Below are 17,193 nucleotides of genomic sequence, written 5' to 3' on the forward strand. Positions count from 1 at the left end.
GCTCGCGCGCTTCACTGGCCTGCCCTGGCGCTCCGGCGGCGGCAGCGCGGCCAATATTTCCGACGCGCAGGCCGCGCATGAGACGCAGTTCGCGCTCTGGGGCTCGGTGCTGGCCGGCGCCACGGTCTGCATCCACGCCGCCGGCTGGCTGGAAGGTGGCTTGAGCGTCTCCTTCGAGAAGCTGATCACCGACATCGAGGCGCTGCAGACGGTCGCCGAGCTTTGCGCGAAGACGCCGGGCGACGCGGATGCCATCGGTTACGAAGCGATCGCCGAAGTGCAGCCCGGCGGCCATTTCTTCTCGGCCGGTCACACTATGACGCGCTACCGCACCGCCTTCTACGAACCGCTGGTGGCCGACTGGTCGAATTTCGGCAACTGGACGCAGTCCGGCTCAAAGACCGCCACCGAGCGTGCCACCGGCATCTGGAAGCGGATTCTTTCCGATTTTCAGCCGCCTGCATCTGCTGCCGCCACGGCCGGCGTGCTCGACGAATTCATCGCACGCCGCACTGAGGAGGGTGGTGCTCCGCCGGTGTCGTGATCGGCACAAGCCCCGTTACATCGGGCGCTTGTCGCCTGCCGTTTGCGGGTCCTGGCCTATAGTGCCGGCATCGGCTTTCTGGTGCTTTTCCGCGGCAAGCCGGCGAATGCGATCGAAGCGGCTTTCCTCGGCTGGTTCGCTTGCCGGCACGGCACTTGGCTTCGGCACGAACGTGATCATTTGTCGCGATCTCCTTGCCATTGGGCTGCGCCGGGGAGGATGCCCCGGCCGCTGTCTTTCAGGCTCTCGTGAAGAGGTCTTGCGCTTCGGATAGCTCGATGTTCAGGCGGCGAGGGCGACCGCGCAGCTTTCGGCACCCAACCTGTCGGCAGAGGTCTTGCCGGGCATGGTCGCCCAGCCGCCTGTCTCAATGAACTGCCGCTTCTTGTAACTGTCGGTCAGAGCCTTGAACTCGACACGCTTGGCGGCAGCATCGGGCGCCGCGTTGAAACGATCGACGCAGATGGCCGAGGCCAGCTCGCCGCGCGCCACATCGCCCGCGGTTGCCGCCAGCGAGCGCGACGTGCCGCCTGTCACCCAGCCGCCCCAGTTGAAACCGATGATCAGCGTGGCGACAACGGTCATCGCGCATGCCCAGAAAAGCGTGGATTTGGCCGGCTGGTAATCTTCCCATCGGCGCGCGAGAGATGGCTTGCTGCTTTGTGTGGCCATGGAACAGTTCCTTTTTGGTTGGTGTTCGGATCAGTCGCCCGGCTTGCCGGCGCCAGGCATTGCAGAGCTGTTTCCGGCAGGGGAGTTGGTTAGTAGCCCATGCCACCGCCGCTGGGAGAAGGCGCTGCGTCCTTGGCCGGAATGTCGGTGATCATGGCTTCGGCGGTGATCAACAGGGCGGCGATCGAACAGGCGTCCTGAAGTGCCGTCCGCACTACCTTTGCCGGATCGACGATGCCAGCCTTGATCATATCGACATAGATCTCGTTCTGTGCGTCAAAACCCTGATTGTGGTCCTTGCTGTCGGAAAGCTTGCCGATGACGATCGAGCCTTCGGCGCCGGAATTCTCGGCGATCTGGCGGATCGGCGCCTCGAGTGCCCTGAGCACAATCGAAATGCCGGCCGTCACATCGGCATTGGCGCCCGTCAGTCCGGCAAGAGCCGACCTTGCGCGCAGCAGCGCTACGCCACCGCCTGGAACAATGCCTTCTTCGACAGCGGCACGCGTGGCGTTCAGCGCATCGTCGATGCGGTCCTTCTTTTCCTTGACTTCCGACTCGGTGGCGCCGCCGACGCGGATGACCGCAACGCCGCCGGCAAGTTTCGCCAGCCGCTCCTGCAGCTTTTCCTTGTCGTAGTCGGAGGTGGTTTCCTCGATCTGTCCCCTGATCTGGGCGATGCGCGCCTGGATGGTGGCCTTGCTGCCGGCGCCGTCGACGATCGTTGTCGTGTCCTTGTCGATCAGCACGCGCTTGGCACGGCCGAGCATGTCGATGGTGACGTTCTCCAGCTTGATGCCGAGATCCTCTGATATCATCTGGCCTGCGGTGAGCACTGCAATGTCTTCCAGCATCGCCTTGCGGCGGTCGCCGAAGCCTGGCGCCTTGACGGCCGCGACCTTGAGGCCGCCGCGCAGCTTGTTGACGACCAGCGTCGCCAGCGCCTCGCCCTCGACGTCCTCGGAGATGATCAGCAGCGGCCTGCCGCTTTGCACGACGGCTTCCAGGATCGGCAACAGCGCCTGCAGATTGCCGAGCTTCTTTTCGTGGATGAGGACGTAAGGCTCCTCCAGCTCGGCGCGCATCTTGTCGGCGTTGGTGACGAAATAGGGCGAGAGATAGCCGCGGTCGAACTGCATGCCCTCGACAACGTCGAGTTCGGTGTCTGCGGTCTTGGCCTCTTCGACGGTGATGACGCCGTCATTGCCGACTTTGTCCATCGCCTTGGCGATCATGGCGCCGACGGTGTCATCGCCATTGGCGGCGATGGTGCCGACCTGCGCGATCTCGGCCGAGGACTTGACCTTCTTGGCACGCGCCTGGATCTCCTTGACCACGGCGGCAACCGCCTGGTCTATGCCCCGCTTGAGGTCCATCGGGTTCATGCCGGCGGCTACGAGCTTGGCGCCTTCGCGCAGGATCGAAGCGGCCAGCACCGTGGCGGTGGTAGTGCCGTCACCGGCAAGGTCGTTGGTCTTCGAGGCCACTTCACGCACCATCTGCGCGCCCATGTTCTCGAACTTGTCGGTGAGTTCGATTTCCTTGGCGACAGTGACACCGTCCTTGGTAATGCGCGGCGCGCCATAGGCCTTGTCGATGATGACGTTGCGGCCCTTGGGCCCGAGCGTCACCTTGACGGCGTTGTTGAGGAGTTCGACGCCGCGCAGCATGCGGTCGCGGGCATCGGTGGAGAATTTGATTTCCTTGGCGGGCATGATTTTTTCCAGTTCGGTTGGTTGAGGCAAGGCGCGCAGCGCCGCCTGAAAGCATCGCTCGAAAATCGGGATCGATTTTCGGAAGGGCACGACTCGCAATACAAAACTCGGTGCGTCGTTCGCGCGTCCGAAGACGCGCGGCGCTCCGATCAGGCTGCCTTCTTGGCAGCCACGGTCTTCTCGATGATGCCCAGGATGTCTGCCTCCTTCATAATCAGAAGGTCCTCGCCGTCGATCTTGACCTCGGTTCCCGACCATTTGCCGAACAGGATGAAGTCTCCGGCTTTCACATCGGGCACGATCAGCGTGCCGCTTTCGTCTCGCGCGCCCGAGCCGACAGCGATCACTTCGCCTTCCTGCGGTTTTTCCTTGGCATTGTCAGGGATGATGATGCCGCCCTTGGATTTGGTATTGCCTTCGGCGCGGCGAATGACGACGCGGTCGTGGAGTGGCCAGAATTTCATGGGAGCTTCTTTCTGGGGGCCGTCATAGGCGGCCGCTGCCCTTCTTATAGACCCATTGGCACTCGATAGATAGGAGTGCCAAAAATTATCCATGGGCAATGGAAAATATTGAAAAGATTATTTTGTGGATCGGTTTTTAAAAAGCCGAACAGCTCCAAATATTTCGAAAATTGAAATTTCCGTTATGGATAACTATCTTAAAAGGTGAATTCATTTTTCGCAGCGCTAGCCGCAAAGGGAGATTTCGACGATGGCCGAAGCCAGTCAAACCATCATGGAAAAAGCTGAAGCCCGCTTCTTGGAAAAGCAGAAGAAAACTGTGGAGCGAAACAAGGCGACGGCTGAGTACCTGTCTGAGGCGAAGGCCAGGATCATCAAGACGGCAAGGCTGAGGGAGTTGCGGCTGGCCAAGGAAGAGGCCGACCGTGTTGCAGAAGCCTTGAACCCTGCACCGAAAAAGAAGCGGGCACCGCGGACGGTGAAGAAGGCCGCTTCAACGGAGGTAAAGTCATGAGCCTTACATTTCCCAACCGAAGCCGCAGCTATGACGAGGCTGGCAGACGAATCCGCTTCGTCGGCCATGACGGCATGTTCCAGATTTCCTTCTCTGTCGCCGCGGATGCCATTTCCAATGCACCGCCAGGAACGGCGACCGCCGAAGCAACCTATCTGGCGGCCTTCGACACGGCTTCCGGCTCCATCCATGACGTCGCCAGCAAGGCCTATGCCCGCACCCGCAAGAGCATATATGTGCTGACCGCCGCCGATTTCGGCTGATTGGGACCGTGGCGTCTTTCGATGCCGCACGCTGCCACAGCTGTCGACGGTGTCGTGAACATCAAGGCAGCAGGGCAACTGCTTTGCGCGAATAGGCCGTGTCGCTGAGCTGATCGAGCGTGAAGGCTGCAACGTCGGCACGCGCCAGTGTCGGCAGCAGCGATCTGGCCCTGATGCCATTGCCATGGCGGAACCGGCCAGTAGCGCGGCCGTTGCCGAGCTTTGGTGGCCGCACGATCGTCCAGTTGAGGCCGGACTGCGCGATGAGCCTTTCCTTTGCTTCGTGATCCGCCACTTGATGGCGCAGCACGAGCGGCACGATGATGCCGCCGAGGTGACGCCGCTGGGCCAGAGACTGCTGCCGCTCTGCGAGGATTTGGAACGCGCCATTGAGGCGATGACGGCCTTGGCCCGTTCGGGCACGCGCCGCGTCAGGCTGGCGCTGCCGACCGGCTTCAGCCCCTTCTTTGCCGAGCGCATGGCGGCTTTCCGCAAGGCCTGTCCCGGCATCGGCCTCGATTTGACCAGCGGCAGCCGCCCCGTCGATCTGCGGCATGGCGAGGCCGACCTGGCGGTCAGGATCGGGATCGTGGTCGATGAAACGCTGGTCGCGCGCAAGCTTTGCGTCTCGGGGTGGTCGCTCTACGCATCCAGGGTCTATCTCGATCGCCTGCCGGTCGATCCACGCCGGCTGTCCGGGCACGAGATCATTGGCTTCCATGACAGCCTTGCGGGCGTACCCGGCGCCCGCTGGGTCGAAGCCTATGGCAAGGGCGCGACGATTGTGTTTCGCGTTGCAGAAATGACCGAGATGCTGGCGGCGGCGCTGGGCGGTGCCGGGCTGGCCGCGATGCCCTGCATGCTGGCCGAGCCGGAACCGCGTATGGTGCGGCTCACCCCTGATATTCTCGGCAGCCACCCGGTTTCGCTTGTCTATCGCCGCGAGATCGGTGATGAGGCGCCGGTGCGCGCCGTGATCCGCTTCGTGACCGCCGTGGTCAGGGACCATGCGGCGTTGATCGGTGGCTAGTGCCGCGCCGGCTTGCCGAAAGCGGTTCCCGGACCACGCCCACCGATCTGGCGAAGTGAGCGCAACGCGGTTACGGTGCGCGCGAAACTGCCGGCGTAAATGGTATTCAAGGCGTGTCAGGCGAACGGAGACGAGAGATGACGGCGCCTGGCGATTTGATGCAAGCCTTGTTCCTGCGACTGAAGACCGATGCGTCCCTGTCGGCGCTGCTGGGCGGCGCCGGCCTGCTCGAGCAGGCGAGCGACAAGGCGGCTTTTCCGCACGTCACCTACGGCCGCACCAGCGCCTTCAACCTGGACACCGGCGCCGACAACAACGACGACCAACTCATCACGCTGCATGTCTGGTCGAAGGCCCAAGGCGAGGCCGAGACGCGGCTCATCATGGACAGCATCAGGGCGCGTCTCGACGGCGCGGCGCTCTCGATCGGCCCGCGCGGCCAGACGCGTCTTTCGCTGGAATTCGCCGAGGCGCGCTATGACGATGACCTGGCAGTCCATCACGGGCTGCTGCGCTTTCGCGCGCTGACGCAGGAAAGTGCCTAAGGGAGCACAACTTCCTAAAGCTGAGCCTGGATGGCGGCCTTGTCGATGACCGACCAGACCTCACATATCCGCCCGTCCTGGAATTCATAAAAAACGTTCTCGGCGAAGGAGACGCGCTTGCCGTTCACCGGCAGGCCGAACAGCACGCCCTTGGGCTTGCAGTCGAAATGCAGGCGGGCCGCCACGCGTGGCGGTTCCGATACCAGAAGTTCGATGTTGAAACGCAGATCGGGAATGGACTCGAAATCGCCTTCCAGCATGCGGCGGTAGCCCGAAAGCCCGATCGTCTCGCCGTTATACTGCACCTCCTCGCCGACGAAGCAGCCGAGATTGTCCCAGTCCTGTTCGTTGAGGCAGGCGATGTAGGCTTTGTAGCGGTCGGCAAGATCCTCACGCGTCATGGCATTCTCCCGTGGTCGCGCTCTTTACGGGCGCTAACTAGAGCACAATCGCGCGCGCGAAAACCGTAGCCGCGCCGGTGCTTTTCCGGCTATGAATTCAGCGCCTGGCCTGAGGGGCCACGGCAGCAAGAACAAAATACTATGGGGCCATGGCGGGCATGGATTTTCGGCCGTTCACCGTTCATTTCACGTTCAGCACAGATGCGTTAGAACCGTGATCATGAAAACGTTCCGCTCCCATATCCGCGCCGCGACGCTGACGCTTGCGGCAGCCGGCCTTTTCGCGTCGCAGGCGATCGCCGTGCCGGCCATCGAGCCGTCGGCCGATGAGCCGATCGTGCTTGCCGCCAGCGATTGCTACGCGATCGGCCAGCAGGTCGCCGCGCAGAATGGCGGCACGCTCGCCAAGGCCTCGCAGGCGACCCGCGGCGGACAGCAAGTCTGCGTCATCGTCGTGCTGGTGCCGGGCAAGGAGGGCCAGCGTCCGCGCCGTTCCGAGATCGTGGTGCCGCTGAACTGAGCCCATCGTTTCCCTGGCCCGCGGAATCGGCCTATACCTCTACCCAACAACAGGCTTCAATCCATGCGTGTGCTCGTCGTCGAGGATGACAAGGATCTCAACCGGCAGCTGGCGGATGCGCTGGTCGACGCCGGCTATGTCGTCGACCGCGCCTATGATGGCGAGGAGGGGCATTTCCTCGGCGACACCGAGCCTTACGACGCCGTCGTCCTCGACATCGGCCTGCCGCAGATGGACGGCATCAGCGTCGTCGAGCGCTGGCGCCGCGGCGGGCGCAAAATGCCCGTGCTGATCCTGACCGCGCGCGACCGCTGGAGCGACAAGGTGGCGGGCATTGACGCCGGTGCCGACGACTATGTCACCAAGCCGTTCCACATCGAGGAGGTGCTGGCCAGGGTGAGGGCGCTGATCCGCCGCGCCGCCGGCCACGCCTCGTCCGAGCTCACCTGCGGTCCGCTCAGGCTCGACACCAAGGCCTCCAAGGCGGACGTCAACGGCGTGCCGCTGAAGCTCACCTCGCATGAGTTCCGGCTGCTCGCCTATCTGATGCACCATATGGGCGAGGTGGTGTCGCGCACCGAATTGGTCGAACATCTCTACGATCAGGATTTCGACCGCGATTCCAACACCATCGAAGTGTTTGTCGGGCGGCTTCGCAAGAAGATGGGCATCGACATGATCGAAACCGTGCGTGGCATGGGCTATCGTATGCGAGAGCCGGAGGCGTGACGCGGAACCGCTGAAGCCGACGATGAGAACGTGGCTTTCAAGGCTGCGGCCCTGGCCGCGCTCGCTGACCTTCCGCGTCATCGCCTTTTCGACGGTCTGGGCGATCCTGACGCTCGTCGTCATCTTCACCCTCATCGCCACGCTCTACCGCCAGGCCAGCGAGCGTGGCTTCGACAGCCTGCTTTCGGCACATCTGTTCAACCTGATCGGCTCCGTCGGCATTTCCGACAGCGGCGCGCTCACTGGCTCGCCCGACCTGGGAGACCTGCGCTTCTCCGAACCGAATTCCGGCTGGTACTGGTCGGTGGAGCCGGCATCCGAAGGCGTCCACGGCGAGATCCATTCCTCCTCGATGACGACCTCGATCCTGTCGCCAAGCGTCGCCGAGGTTCCCTTCAACGCGAATTTCCAGCGCAGCTACTCGACCGAAGGCATCAAGGGCGAGGAGCTCGAAGTATTCGAGAGCGAGTTCGTGCTCGATGCCAAGAACCGCGCCGCGCGGTTCCGCGTCATGGGCAACCACAGCGAACTGGAGCAGGAGATCGCCAGCTTCCAGCGCCGGCTGCTCACCTATCTGTCGCTGTTCGGCGTCGGCATGATCGCCATCAACGCCATCGCCATCCTGCTCGGCCTGCAGCCCTTGCGCCGGGTGCGCGATGCGCTCGCCATGGTGCGCGAGGGCACGGCGCAGCGGCTCGACGGGCGCTTCCCCGCCGAGATCGAGCCCTTGGCCAACGAGACCAACGCGCTGATCGAGAACAACAGGCGCATCGTCGAGCGCTCGCGCACTCAGGTCGGCAACCTCGCCCATTCGCTGAAGACGCCGCTTGCCGTCTTGATCAACGAGGGCCGCGCGCTCGGCGGCGCCAAGGGCCAGCTCATCGCCGAGCAGGCCGCCTCGATGCAGAAGCAGGTGGACCATTATCTGCAGCGCGCCCGCGTTGCGGCCCAGCGCGACAGCGTCGTCTTCCGCACGCCGGTGAAGCCATTGGTCGAGCGGATGGTGCGCGTGCTGCAGAAGCTCAACCCGCGGACGAAGCTTTCGCTGTCGCCGCCGCCCGCCGAGATCGTCTTTGCCGGCGAGCGCGAGGATCTGGAGGAATTGCTCGGCAATCTGCTCGACAATGCCATGAAATGGGCGAAGGGCGCCGTCGCCGTCTCGGTTGCCACCGTTGCGGGAAGCGCCAACCTGTTCGAAATCGTTATAGAGGATGACGGCCCCGGCATTCCCGAGGACAGCGCGCGGGAGGTGTTGAAGCGTGGCAAAAGGTTAGACGAAACGAAGCCGGGAACGGGGCTCGGATTGGCCATTGTCGCCGACCTCGTCAACGAGTATGGAGGCGCCCTGGCGCTGGAACGGTCAGGCATGGGCGGCTTGAGGGCGGTGGTGAGATTGCGGAGCCTTCAATAATGTTTTTTATCGATTTGCGTGCAGCTGGCTGCGGCCAAATTTCCGACAAATATCAACACTATGGGCTTGCCGTCCTCTCCGACGGCGCGGCTCCCAGTTCATTTCGCCCAAGAAGTCCACTTCGCTCAAGAGAACTGGTTGCTGGCATGAAGATTCGCGTCGCGCTTGTTTCCGCCCTGATGGCCGTATCGGGCTGCACGACACTGGGCAGGGGCGGTCCAACCTCTCCGGTCACGCCCGTCGCTACGCCGCCGACCGCTGGCAAGGTCGGAACCAGCATCGTCGCGGCCATGAATGGCGGTCTCGTCGGCGGCTCCATCGGTTCGGGTCTGAGCGACGCCGAAAAGCGCAAGGGCCTCGAGGCGGAATACAAGGCGCTGGAATATAACGCCAGCGGCCAGAAGGTGACGTGGAAGGGCGACAGCTCGACCCATTATGGCGAGGTCGTTGCCGCCCAGCCCTATCGGGTCGGCTCGCAGGACTGCCGCCAGTACACCCACACCGTCTATACGAGCGGCACGGGGGTCACGGCGCGCGGCACCGCCTGCCGCAATGCCGATGGCAGCTGGACGCCGCTGACCTAAGTCAGACAACGGTCGGCGCGATTTTGATATTGATCAAGGTCAGACGGCGCATCTGCCGTCAAAGCGTCGCACGAAGGTCGTGTTGGCAGGGCGGGGCTCTGCCGTTATTGGAATAGCCATGCTGTTCTGGGTCATAGCCGCAATCCTTACGCTGGGCGCCAGCCTTGCGGTGCTTCTGCCGCTGGCCGGCGGCACGAAAGGCGCGTCGGCAGCCGGCGATCACGACCTCGAAGTCTATCGCGACCAGCTTTCCGAGCTCGACCGCGACATGGCGCGCGGCCTGATCCAGCCGAACGAGGCCGAGGAAGCGCGCGCCGAGATCGGCCGCCGCATCCTGCGTCTCGGCGCGGGAAGCCAGCTTGGCAAGGAAGCGCCGCGCTCCTCGCGCACCGCAAGGCTGGTCGCCACCGCCGCCGTGCTGCTGGTGCCGCTGGTGAGTTGGGGGCTTTACGGCGCGCTCGGTTCGCCGGATTTGCCCTCGCAGCCTCTGACTGAGCGGCTTGCCAAGAACCCGGCCGATTCCTCGGTTGACGAGCTGGTCGCCCGCGCCGAGGCGCATCTTGCCGCCAATCCGTCCGACGGCAAGGGCTGGGACGTGCTGGCGCCGGTCTATCTGCGCTTGCAGCGCTTCCCTGATGCGATAACCGCCTATCGCAACGCCATCCGGCTAGACGGCGACAGTGCCGTCCGGCAGGCCGGCCTTGGCGAGGCGATCGCCAATGCCGCCGGCGGCATCGTCACGGCCGAGGCTCAAGGCGCCTTCGACGCGGCCTTGAAGCTCGACCCCGCCAACGCCAAGGCAAGCTTCTATCTGGCGATGGGCCTCGCCCAGGAAGGCAGGAAGACGGAAGCCGCGGCTGCCTGGCGGAAGATGCTCGGCCAGCTTGCGCCGGATTCGCCCTGGCGCAGCGCCGTCCAGCAGGCGCTCGCCGATACGGCCGAGCCGCCGGTTACGGCAGGCAAGCCGGCCGCCGGCCCGGATGCCGATCAGGTCGAGGCGGCGCAGCAGATGTCGCCGCAGGACCGGCAGGCGATGATCGAGACCATGGTCGCCGGCCTCGACGACAGGCTGAAGCAAAATCCGCGCGACGAGGAAGGATGGATGCGGCTCATTCGTTCCTATGTCGTGCTCGGCAAGGCCGGCCAGGCGCGCGGCGCGCTCGGCCGCGCTGTTGCCGCCTTCGGCGCCGACAGCGAGCAAGCCAAGAAATTCACCGCCTTTGCCGCCTCGCTCGGCGTGACGGCGACGGAGTAGGAGATGACGCGCAAGCAGAAGCGATTGTCGGTGATCCTGGCGGGGCTGGCCTTCCTCGGCGCCGCTGCCGGGCTCACCTTCTACGCGCTCGGCCAGAAGGCCTCCTATTTCTACATGCCGGCCGATCTTGCTGCCGCAACCGTTGAGCCTGGACAGCGCATCCGTCTCGGCGGCCTGGTCGAGAAAGGCACCATCGTGCGCGGGCAGGGCGCCGCCGTCGCCTTCTCGGTCACCGACAAGCAGAAGTCGGTCAAAGTCAGCTATACTGGCATCCTGCCTGATCTCTTCCGCGAGGAGCAGGGCGTGATCACCGAGGGTGCGTTCGGGCCGGACGGCGTCTTCGTCGCCGACAGCGTGCTCGCAAAGCATGACGAGCGCTATATGCCGAAGGAAGTCGCCGACGGCCTGAAGGCCAAGGGCGTCTGGCAGGAAAGCAAGAGTGAATGAGCAGGTTCCGCAAAAATGCCTCGCGGTTTTGCGACAAGAACCTGCGAAAAGCAGGTGAATAAACTTGGTTGAGACCGGACATTTCGCGCTCGTCCTCGCCTTCGCGCTGTCGCTGGTGCAGATGCTGGTGCCGCTCGTCGGCGCCCGCACCGGCAACCGGCGGCTGATGGCGGTCGGCGGTCCGGTCGCGGTCACCGGCTTTGCGCTCACAGCGCTCTCTTTCGCCGCGCTCGCCACCGCCTATGCCGGCTCCGACTTCTCGGTGGCGAGCGTCTGGGAGAACTCGCATTCCTTGCAGCCGATGATCTACAAGATCACCGGCACCTGGGGGAACCACGAAGGCTCGATGCTGCTCTGGGTGCTGATCCTGACCTTCTTCGGCGCGCTCGTCGCCGTTTTCGGCTCGAACCTGCCGGCGACGCTCAAGGCCAATGTCCTTGCCGTGCAGGGCATGATCGGCGCCGCCTTCTTCCTGTTCATCCTGGCGACTTCCAACCCCTTCATCCGGATGAACCCGGCCCCGATCGAGGGCCGCGACTTGAACCCGATCCTGCAGGATCTCGGCCTCGCCGTTCATCCGCCGCTGCTCTATCTCGGCTATGTCGGCTTCTCGATCTGCTTCTCCTTCTCGGTCGCGGCACTCATCGAAGGCCGCATCGACGCCTCCTGGGCACGCTGGGTGCGGCCCTGGACGCTGGTCGCCTGGATGTTTTTGACCGGCGGCATCGCCATGGGTTCCTACTGGGCCTATTACGAACTCGGCTGGGGCGGCTTCTGGTTCTGGGACCCGGTCGAGAACGCCTCCTTCATGCCCTGGCTTGCGGGTACCGCGCTCCTCCATTCGGCGATCGTCATGGAAAAGCGTTCGGCGCTGAAGATCTGGACGCTGCTGCTTGCGATCCTCACCTTCTCGCTGTCGCTGCTCGGCACCTTCCTGGTGCGCTCCGGCGTGCTCACGTCGGTCCACGCCTTCGCCACCGACCCGGCGCGCGGCGTCTTCATCCTCTGCATCCTGACGCTGTTCATCGGCGGCTCGTTGGCGCTGTTTGCGCTGCGTGCCTCCACGCTGACCGCCGGTGGCCTGTTCCACCCGATCTCGCGCGAAGGCGCGCTGGTCCTCAACAACCTATTCTTGACCACAGCTACCGCGACGGTGCTGGTCGGCACGCTCTACCCGCTTGCGCTCGAAGCGCTCACCGGCGGCAAGATCTCGGTCGGTGCGCCTTTCTTCGACCTGACTTTCGGCCCGCTGATGCTGCCGCTGCTGGCCATCGTGCCCTTTGGTCCGCTGCTGGCCTGGAAGCGTGGCGACATCTTCGCCGCTTCCCAGCGCCTGATGGCGGCCCTCGCGTTGGCGCTTGCCGCGATGCTCACCACCGGCCTGTTCATCGACGGCGCCTCGGTCTTCGCCGCGCTTGGCGTCGGCCTCGCCGCATGGCTTGTCGCCGGCGCGCTTACCGACCTTGCCGTCAAGTCAGGTATCGGCTCGGTGGCGCCCGCTGTCATGCTGCGGCGCTTCGCCGGCCTGCCGCGCTCGGTCTTCGGCACCGCGCTTGCCCATCTTGGTCTTGGGCTCACCTTGCTTGGCATCGTCGGCACGCTGTCGTTCGGCACCGAGAAGATTCTCACCATGCGCCCCGGCGAGACGGTGGAACTCTCCGGCCATACGCTGCGCTTCGAGGGTCTCTACCCGCAGAAAGGCCCGAACTTCACCGAGGATCGCGGCCACTTCCTTTTAATCTCAGATGGCAATGCCGACGGCGAGATCACTTCCGCGAAGCGCTTCTATCCGGTGCGGCAGACGGTGACGACCGAGTCCGGCATCAGGACGCTGGGCTTGAGCCAGCTCTATCTGTCGCTCGGCGACGAGGGCAATGACGGTTCCGTCGTCGTGCGCCTTTGGTGGAAGCCGCTGGTGACGCTGATCTGGGGCGGCGGCCTGGTGATGATGGTGGGCGCCGCCTTGTCGCTGCTCGATCGCCGCCTGCGCGTCGGCGCGCCCGCAAGACGGCGCAAACTGGCCGCCGCCGCGTCAATGAGCTCGACATGAAAGCGAAGTTTTCGCTCGCTTCGCTGCTTCTCCTACTGGCCCTGGTCTTCGCCGGCGCAGCGCAGGCGGTGAAGCCCGACGAGGTGCTGTCCGATCCGGCGCTGGAGGCGAGGGCACGCGCGCTTTCCGAAGGCCTGCGCTGCATGGTCTGCCAGAACCAGTCGATTGACGAATCCGATGCCGACCTTGCACGCGACCTACGTATCCTCGTGCGCCAGCGCCTTGTCGCGGGCGACACCGACCAGCAGGTGATGGACTATATCGTCTCGCGCTATGGCGAGTTCGTGCTCTTGAAGCCGCGCTTCAGCCTGCGCAACGCGCTTCTGTGGGGCACGCCGGCGCTTCTGCTGATCGCAGGCGGCATCTTCATCGTGCTCAGCGCCCGCTCGCGGCGCCCGACGCCGGACGGTGCCCTGAGCGCCGAGGAACAGGCCGCGCTGGACAAGATGTTGCATCGGGACTGAGCCGCCCTCCGGTGGCCAAACATTACAAAATTTTCATGTACCGGAAATGGCGCCGTAATGTGCGGCTCTCTAATCCTCTTGCCCGAGGATGCGTCGCCTGAGCGCATCCCTTCCAAAGAGGATACGAAACCCATGAATATTGCCCCCAATTCATATTCCGGCACACGCAAGCGCCTGATGGCCGCCGTTGCTTCCCTGGCCGTCGTCGGTGCGCTCGGCGTTGGTGCGCTCGCAACCGGCACTGCTCCCGTGCTGGCCGATGCGGTGCGCGTCGAGGCCCCGCAGGTCCCGAGCTTCGCCGATGTCGTCGAACACGTCTCGCCGGCGGTCGTCAGCGTCAGGGTCAAGGCCAAGATCCAGCCGACGGCCGATGACGGCTCCGACGATCAGGACGGCTTCGACAACCTGCCCGACAATCCGCAGCTGCGCCGCTTCTTCAAGGAGTTCCGTGGCTTCGGCGACCAGGGCGGCGGTCAGTTCGGCCCGCGCCAGTTCAACCACCGCAACCACGGCAATGGCGAGCCGCGCCCTGTCGCTCAAGGCTCGGGCTTCTTCATTTCCGAGGACGGCTACCTCGTCACCAACAACCACGTCGTTTCGGAAGGCTCGGACTTCACCGTTGTCACCAACGACGGCAAGGAACTCGACGCCAAGCTGATCGGCACCGATCCGCGCACCGACCTCGCCGTGTTGAAGGTCGACGGCAACAAGTTCACCTATGTCGACTTCGCCGACGACTCCAAGATCCGCATCGGCGACTGGGTGGTGGCCGTCGGCAACCCGTTCGGCCTCGGCGGCACCGTCACCGCGGGCATCGTCTCGGCCCGCGGCCGCGACATCGGCGCCGGACCCTATGACGACTTCATCCAGATCGACGCCTCCGTCAACCGCGGCAATTCGGGCGGCCCGACCTTCAACCTCAACGGCCAGGTGATCGGTATCAACACCGCCATCTTCTCGCCGTCGGGCGGCAGCGTCGGCATCGCCTTCGACATTCCGGCCTCGACCGCCAGGCAGGTCGTCGAAGACCTGATGAAGAACGGCTCCGTCCAGCGCGGCTGGCTCGGCGTCGAGATCCAGCCGGTCACCTCCGACATCGCCGAGTCGCTCGGCCTGAAGTCGGACAAGGGCGCGTTGGTTTCGAGCGCGCAGGACGCCGGTCCCGGCAAGAAAGCGGGCATCACGGCCGGCGATGTCATCACCCAGGTCGACGGCAAGGATGTCGCCTCGCCGAAGGAACTCGCCCGCATGATCGGCGCTTATGCGCCGGGCAAGTCGGTCGACGTCACCGTATGGCGCAACGGCAAGAACGAGACGGTCAAGGTCGATCTCGGCACGCTGCCTTCGAGCGACAAGCAGGCCTCGAACGACGACAGCAACAAGCAGGCGGCCCCGGCCAAGGCCGATACGCTTGCCGATCTCGGCCTCACCGTCACCAAGTCGGAAAACGGCAAGGGCCTGGTCGTCACCGATGTCGATCCGGACAGCGATGCGGCCGACCGCGGCATCCAGCCCGGCGACGTTATCACCTCGATCAATTCGAATGAGGTGAACACTACCGACGACGTCTCCAAGGCTATGACGGACGCCGCCAAGTCGGGCCGCAAGGCCGTGCTGATGCAGATCACGCGCGACGACTCGAACCGCTTCGTCGCTCTGCCGGTCGGCAAGGGCTGATCCGACAGAGCGGTTCATCGTTTCACGGAAACGCCGGACCGCTCTAGCTTTTTGACGCAATTCCGGACGGAAAACCGTTTCACACTTTTCCTGGAATTGCTCTGGCGACTTTTCCTTGCGGCTGTTTCAACACCCCCGAGCCGCCGCCGGGAAAACATGGGGCCGAGCACGTCAGTCAGTCACCGTGTTTCGCTCCTGGCGGCAGCGGGTTTCCCATCACCCGCTGCCGCTTTACCGGCATGTCGCCCAAAAGTGGCCACCGGTTTTGGGATCGCGGCATGCGAGCAAAAACGCATGTCGCCCAAAAGTGGTGCCGGTTTTTGGGATCACGACACGCGGCTGGCAAATGCAAGGGTAAGTGGAATGGCTGCCCCTCAATCTTCCGGTGAAATCGCGTATAAGGGCTCCATGAAGATTCTCGTCATGGAAGACGATCGCGAGGCAGCGGATTACCTTAAGAAGGCCTTCGCCGAGGCGGGCCATACCGCCCATGTCGCCGGCGATGGCGAGACCGGCTTCGCGCTCGCCGATGCCGGCGACTATGACGTGATGGTGGTCGACCGCATGATGCCGCGCCGCGACGGCCTGTCGGTGATCGCAGCGCTCCGCTCGCGCGGCAACACCACGCCGGTGCTGATCCTGTCGGCGTTGGGCGAGGTCGACGACCGCGTCACCGGCCTACGCGCCGGCGGTGACGATTATCTGACCAAGCCCTACGCTTTTTCCGAACTGCTCGCCCGCGTCGAGGTCCTCAACCGCCGCGCCAGCGCCCGGGAATCCGAGACCGTCTACCGTGTCGGCGATCTCGAGCTTGACCGTCTTTCCCATTCGATCAAGCGCGCCGGCCGCGAGATCACGCTGCAGCCGCGCGAGTTCCGCCTGCTCGAATATCTCATGCGCCACGCCGGCCAGGTGGTGACGCGCACCATGCTGCTGGAAAATGTCTGGGACTATCATTTCGATCCGCAGACCAACGTCATCGACGTCCACGTCTCTCGGCTGCGCGGCAAAATCGAGAAGGGCTTCGACAAGCCGATCCTGCACACGATCCGCGGCGCCGGCTACATGCTGAAGGGCGGCTAGAGGATTGATCCCGAACCGAAGGTCAGCGAAAGCAAAAAGTGGGAACCGGTTTTCGGAAAAGATCATGCTACAACAAGGAGTTAGATCAGGATGACGATTCAACCAATCGTCATCCTGATCTAGGAGCAAATGGCTCTTTCCCTGCCGGCCATCATGAAGACGACGGCGGCCCGGCTCTCGGCGCTTTATCTTCTGCTTTTCGCTCTCTGCGCCGTGCTGCTGGTCTTCTACATGACGTCGTTGTCGGCGCGCATGCTGACGGCGCAGACCCAGGAGACCATCAACGACGAGGTGCTCGGCCTGGCCCAAGCCTATCAGCGCGGCGGCCTGCCGGTGCTGGTGCGCGTCGTCGAGGCCCGTTCCCGCCAGCCCGGCGCCAATCTCTACCTCATCGCCGACGCCAACGGCCAGATCCTGACCGGCAACGTGCAGAGCCTCGAGCCGGGGGTCATCGAGACCGAGGGCTGGACGACGGAGCCGTTTTCCTACCAGCGCTTCGGCGAGGGCGAGCTCGACCGGTTGCGCGGCGGAGACCAGACCGCGCCGTCGTCCGGTGCCGGCAGTGCGCAGGCAGAGGGCGAGAAAGGCCACAACGCTATCGCACTGGTGCTGAGACTCCCCAACCAGATGATCATGCTGGTCGGCCGTGACCTTGGCGAGCCCGAACGCTTCCGCGCGGTCATCCGCCGTTCGCTGATGCTGGCCTTGGGCATGATGGGCCTCGGCGGGCTCTTGATCTGGTTCTTTGTCGGGCGCGCCGCGCTGAAGCGCATCGACAGCGTGTCCGACGCGAGCCGCCGCATCATGGGCGGCGACCTCGGCGGG

General features: G+C 64.1%; 21 protein-coding genes and 1 pseudogene. 16 read left to right on the plus strand and 6 right to left on the minus strand.

The features are described from left to right. Positions 1 to 544 (plus strand): trimethylamine methyltransferase family protein (locus tag DH10_RS31095; protein ID WP_192385698.1); only part of this gene is annotated, 544 nt, incomplete at its 5' end. Between the two features lie 15 nt (positions 545 to 559). Here DH10_RS31095 and DH10_RS31100 read toward each other — a convergent pair. The 4 genes from DH10_RS31100 to DH10_RS31115 all read right to left on the minus strand — a co-directional run bounded on the left by DH10_RS31100 (position 560) and on the right by DH10_RS31115 (position 3,395). Continuing rightward, entirely contained in the window at positions 560 to 724 is a 165-nt protein-coding gene (locus tag DH10_RS31100; protein ID WP_192249013.1) for a hypothetical protein, read from the minus strand. A gap of 102 nt (positions 725 to 826) precedes the next feature. After that, positions 827 to 1,216: a hypothetical protein gene (locus tag DH10_RS31105; protein WP_192249016.1), complete on the minus strand. Its 390-nt coding sequence runs from the start codon at positions 1,214 to 1,216 to the stop codon at positions 827 to 829. Between the two features lie 89 nt (positions 1,217 to 1,305). Continuing rightward, positions 1,306 to 2,931: a chaperonin GroEL gene (gene groL / locus DH10_RS31110; protein WP_192249019.1), complete on the minus strand. Its 1,626-nt coding sequence runs from the start codon at positions 2,929 to 2,931 to the stop codon at positions 1,306 to 1,308. Positions 2,932 to 3,080: 149 nt separating this feature from the next. Continuing rightward, entirely contained in the window at positions 3,081 to 3,395 is a 315-nt protein-coding gene (locus DH10_RS31115; RefSeq protein ID WP_192249022.1) for a co-chaperone GroES, read from the minus strand. A 250-nt stretch (positions 3,396 to 3,645) separates the two neighbouring features. Here DH10_RS31115 and DH10_RS31120 point away from each other — a divergent pair, with 250 nt between their 5' ends. Together DH10_RS31120 and DH10_RS31125 are read left to right on the plus strand one after the other, a co-directional pair. Then, positions 3,646 to 3,909, plus strand: a complete 264-nt coding sequence (locus DH10_RS31120; RefSeq protein WP_192249032.1) for a hypothetical protein — start codon at positions 3,646 to 3,648, stop codon at positions 3,907 to 3,909. Further along, positions 3,906 to 4,172: a DUF1488 family protein gene (locus DH10_RS31125; RefSeq protein WP_027164842.1), complete on the plus strand. Its 267-nt coding sequence runs from the start codon at positions 3,906 to 3,908 to the stop codon at positions 4,170 to 4,172. Before DH10_RS31120 ends, DH10_RS31125 begins: the two co-directional genes overlap by 4 nt. Before the next feature lie 61 nt (positions 4,173 to 4,233). On the opposite strand, the gene DH10_RS31130 is transcribed toward DH10_RS31125, so the two are convergent. Continuing rightward, positions 4,234 to 4,491, minus strand: a complete 258-nt coding sequence (locus DH10_RS31130; protein WP_192249034.1) for an NAD(P)H-binding protein — start codon at positions 4,489 to 4,491, stop codon at positions 4,234 to 4,236. Between DH10_RS31130 and DH10_RS31135 the strand changes: the two genes are divergently transcribed. Beyond that, positions 4,471 to 5,202 carry a LysR family transcriptional regulator gene (locus DH10_RS31135; protein WP_192249036.1) on the plus strand — a complete coding sequence of 244 codons (732 nt, stop codon included), beginning with the start codon at positions 4,471 to 4,473 and terminating at the stop codon, positions 5,200 to 5,202. The two genes, DH10_RS31130 and DH10_RS31135, sit on opposite strands and share 21 nt — an antisense overlap. A gap of 137 nt (positions 5,203 to 5,339) precedes the next feature. Continuing rightward, entirely contained in the window at positions 5,340 to 5,747 is a 408-nt protein-coding gene (locus DH10_RS31140) for a DUF3168 domain-containing protein (RefSeq protein WP_192249038.1), read from the plus strand. Positions 5,748 to 5,761: 14 nt separating this feature from the next. On the opposite strand, the gene DH10_RS31145 is transcribed toward DH10_RS31140, so the two are convergent. Beyond that, positions 5,762 to 6,148: an ester cyclase gene (locus tag DH10_RS31145; RefSeq protein ID WP_192249040.1), complete on the minus strand. Its 387-nt coding sequence runs from the start codon at positions 6,146 to 6,148 to the stop codon at positions 5,762 to 5,764. A 220-nt stretch (positions 6,149 to 6,368) separates the two neighbouring features. On the opposite strand from DH10_RS31145, the gene DH10_RS31150 reads away from it, so the two are divergent. The 11 genes and pseudogenes from DH10_RS31150 to DH10_RS31200 form a co-directional block, all read left to right on the plus strand. Next, on the plus strand, positions 6,369 to 6,668 hold the full coding sequence (locus DH10_RS31150; protein WP_192249042.1) for a hypothetical protein: 300 nt from the start codon (positions 6,369 to 6,371) through the stop codon (positions 6,666 to 6,668). A gap of 63 nt (positions 6,669 to 6,731) precedes the next feature. Further along, positions 6,732 to 7,397, plus strand: coding sequence for a response regulator transcription factor (locus DH10_RS31155; RefSeq protein ID WP_041002188.1), 666 nt, complete (start codon positions 6,732 to 6,734; stop codon positions 7,395 to 7,397). A 22-nt stretch (positions 7,398 to 7,419) separates the two neighbouring features. Beyond that, positions 7,420 to 8,808: an ATP-binding protein gene (locus DH10_RS31160; protein ID WP_192249044.1), complete on the plus strand. Its 1,389-nt coding sequence runs from the start codon at positions 7,420 to 7,422 to the stop codon at positions 8,806 to 8,808. A 146-nt stretch (positions 8,809 to 8,954) separates the two neighbouring features. Then, a complete protein-coding gene (locus DH10_RS31165; RefSeq protein WP_192249046.1) occupies positions 8,955 to 9,392 on the plus strand; it encodes a hypothetical protein in 438 nt (145 codons plus the stop codon). Positions 9,393 to 9,510: 118 nt separating this feature from the next. Further along, on the plus strand, positions 9,511 to 10,647 hold the full coding sequence (gene ccmI / locus DH10_RS31170) for a c-type cytochrome biogenesis protein CcmI (protein ID WP_192385699.1): 1,137 nt from the start codon (positions 9,511 to 9,513) through the stop codon (positions 10,645 to 10,647). 3 nt (positions 10,648 to 10,650) lie between these two features. Further along, complete coding sequence (gene ccmE / locus DH10_RS31175; RefSeq protein WP_192249051.1) at positions 10,651 to 11,094, plus strand: cytochrome c maturation protein CcmE; 444 nt, start codon at positions 10,651 to 10,653, stop codon at positions 11,092 to 11,094. 64 nt (positions 11,095 to 11,158) lie between these two features. After that, the gene (locus DH10_RS31180) at positions 11,159 to 13,144 is read left to right on the plus strand and encodes a heme lyase CcmF/NrfE family subunit (protein WP_192385700.1); all 1,986 of its coding nucleotides are present in this window, start codon (positions 11,159 to 11,161) and stop codon (positions 13,142 to 13,144) included. Then, on the plus strand, positions 13,141 to 13,608 hold the full coding sequence (locus DH10_RS31185) for a cytochrome c-type biogenesis protein (RefSeq protein ID WP_192249057.1): 468 nt from the start codon (positions 13,141 to 13,143) through the stop codon (positions 13,606 to 13,608). Before DH10_RS31180 ends, DH10_RS31185 begins: the two co-directional genes overlap by 4 nt. 132 nt (positions 13,609 to 13,740) lie before the next feature. Next, complete coding sequence (locus DH10_RS31190) at positions 13,741 to 15,285, plus strand: Do family serine endopeptidase (protein WP_192249060.1); 1,545 nt, start codon at positions 13,741 to 13,743, stop codon at positions 15,283 to 15,285. Between the two features lie 408 nt (positions 15,286 to 15,693). After that, positions 15,694 to 16,368, plus strand: coding sequence for a response regulator transcription factor (locus DH10_RS31195; protein ID WP_192249064.1), 675 nt, complete (start codon positions 15,694 to 15,696; stop codon positions 16,366 to 16,368). 129 nt (positions 16,369 to 16,497) lie between these two features. After that, positions 16,498 to 17,193: pseudogene (locus DH10_RS31200) on the plus strand (two-component sensor histidine kinase); the annotation flags it as partial.

This window comes from Mesorhizobium silamurunense (assembly GCF_014843825.1).
Taxonomy (GTDB): Bacteria; Pseudomonadota; Alphaproteobacteria; order Rhizobiales; family Rhizobiaceae; genus Mesorhizobium; species Mesorhizobium silamurunense.

Bases quoted from the DNA above. Each gene is read 5' to 3' on its own strand.
- DH10_RS31100 (WP_192249013.1), bottom strand. From the start codon at position 724: ATGATCACGTTCGTGCCGAAGCCAAGTGCCGTGCCGGCAAGCGAACCA.
- DH10_RS31105 (WP_192249016.1), bottom strand. From the start codon at position 1,216: ATGGCCACACAAAGCAGCAAGCCATCTCTCGCGCGCCGATGGGAAGAT.
- groL (WP_192249019.1), bottom strand. From the start codon at position 2,931: ATGCCCGCCAAGGAAATCAAATTCTCCACCGATGCCCGCGACCGCATG.
- DH10_RS31115 (WP_192249022.1), bottom strand. From the start codon at position 3,395: ATGAAATTCTGGCCACTCCACGACCGCGTCGTCATTCGCCGCGCCGAA.
- DH10_RS31120 (WP_192249032.1), top strand. From the start codon at position 3,646: ATGGCCGAAGCCAGTCAAACCATCATGGAAAAAGCTGAAGCCCGCTTC.
- DH10_RS31125 (WP_027164842.1), top strand. From the start codon at position 3,906: ATGAGCCTTACATTTCCCAACCGAAGCCGCAGCTATGACGAGGCTGGC.
- DH10_RS31135 (WP_192249036.1), top strand. From the start codon at position 4,471: ATGGCGCAGCACGAGCGGCACGATGATGCCGCCGAGGTGACGCCGCTG.
- DH10_RS31140 (WP_192249038.1), top strand. From the start codon at position 5,340: ATGACGGCGCCTGGCGATTTGATGCAAGCCTTGTTCCTGCGACTGAAG.
- DH10_RS31145 (WP_192249040.1), bottom strand. From the start codon at position 6,148: ATGACGCGTGAGGATCTTGCCGACCGCTACAAAGCCTACATCGCCTGC.
- DH10_RS31150 (WP_192249042.1), top strand. From the start codon at position 6,369: ATGAAAACGTTCCGCTCCCATATCCGCGCCGCGACGCTGACGCTTGCG.
- DH10_RS31155 (WP_041002188.1), top strand. From the start codon at position 6,732: ATGCGTGTGCTCGTCGTCGAGGATGACAAGGATCTCAACCGGCAGCTG.
- DH10_RS31160 (WP_192249044.1), top strand. From the start codon at position 7,420: ATGAGAACGTGGCTTTCAAGGCTGCGGCCCTGGCCGCGCTCGCTGACC.
- DH10_RS31165 (WP_192249046.1), top strand. From the start codon at position 8,955: ATGAAGATTCGCGTCGCGCTTGTTTCCGCCCTGATGGCCGTATCGGGC.
- ccmI (WP_192385699.1), top strand. From the start codon at position 9,511: ATGCTGTTCTGGGTCATAGCCGCAATCCTTACGCTGGGCGCCAGCCTT.
- ccmE (WP_192249051.1), top strand. From the start codon at position 10,651: ATGACGCGCAAGCAGAAGCGATTGTCGGTGATCCTGGCGGGGCTGGCC.
- DH10_RS31185 (WP_192249057.1), top strand. From the start codon at position 13,141: ATGAAAGCGAAGTTTTCGCTCGCTTCGCTGCTTCTCCTACTGGCCCTG.
- DH10_RS31190 (WP_192249060.1), top strand. From the start codon at position 13,741: ATGAATATTGCCCCCAATTCATATTCCGGCACACGCAAGCGCCTGATG.
- DH10_RS31195 (WP_192249064.1), top strand. From the start codon at position 15,694: ATGAAGATTCTCGTCATGGAAGACGATCGCGAGGCAGCGGATTACCTT.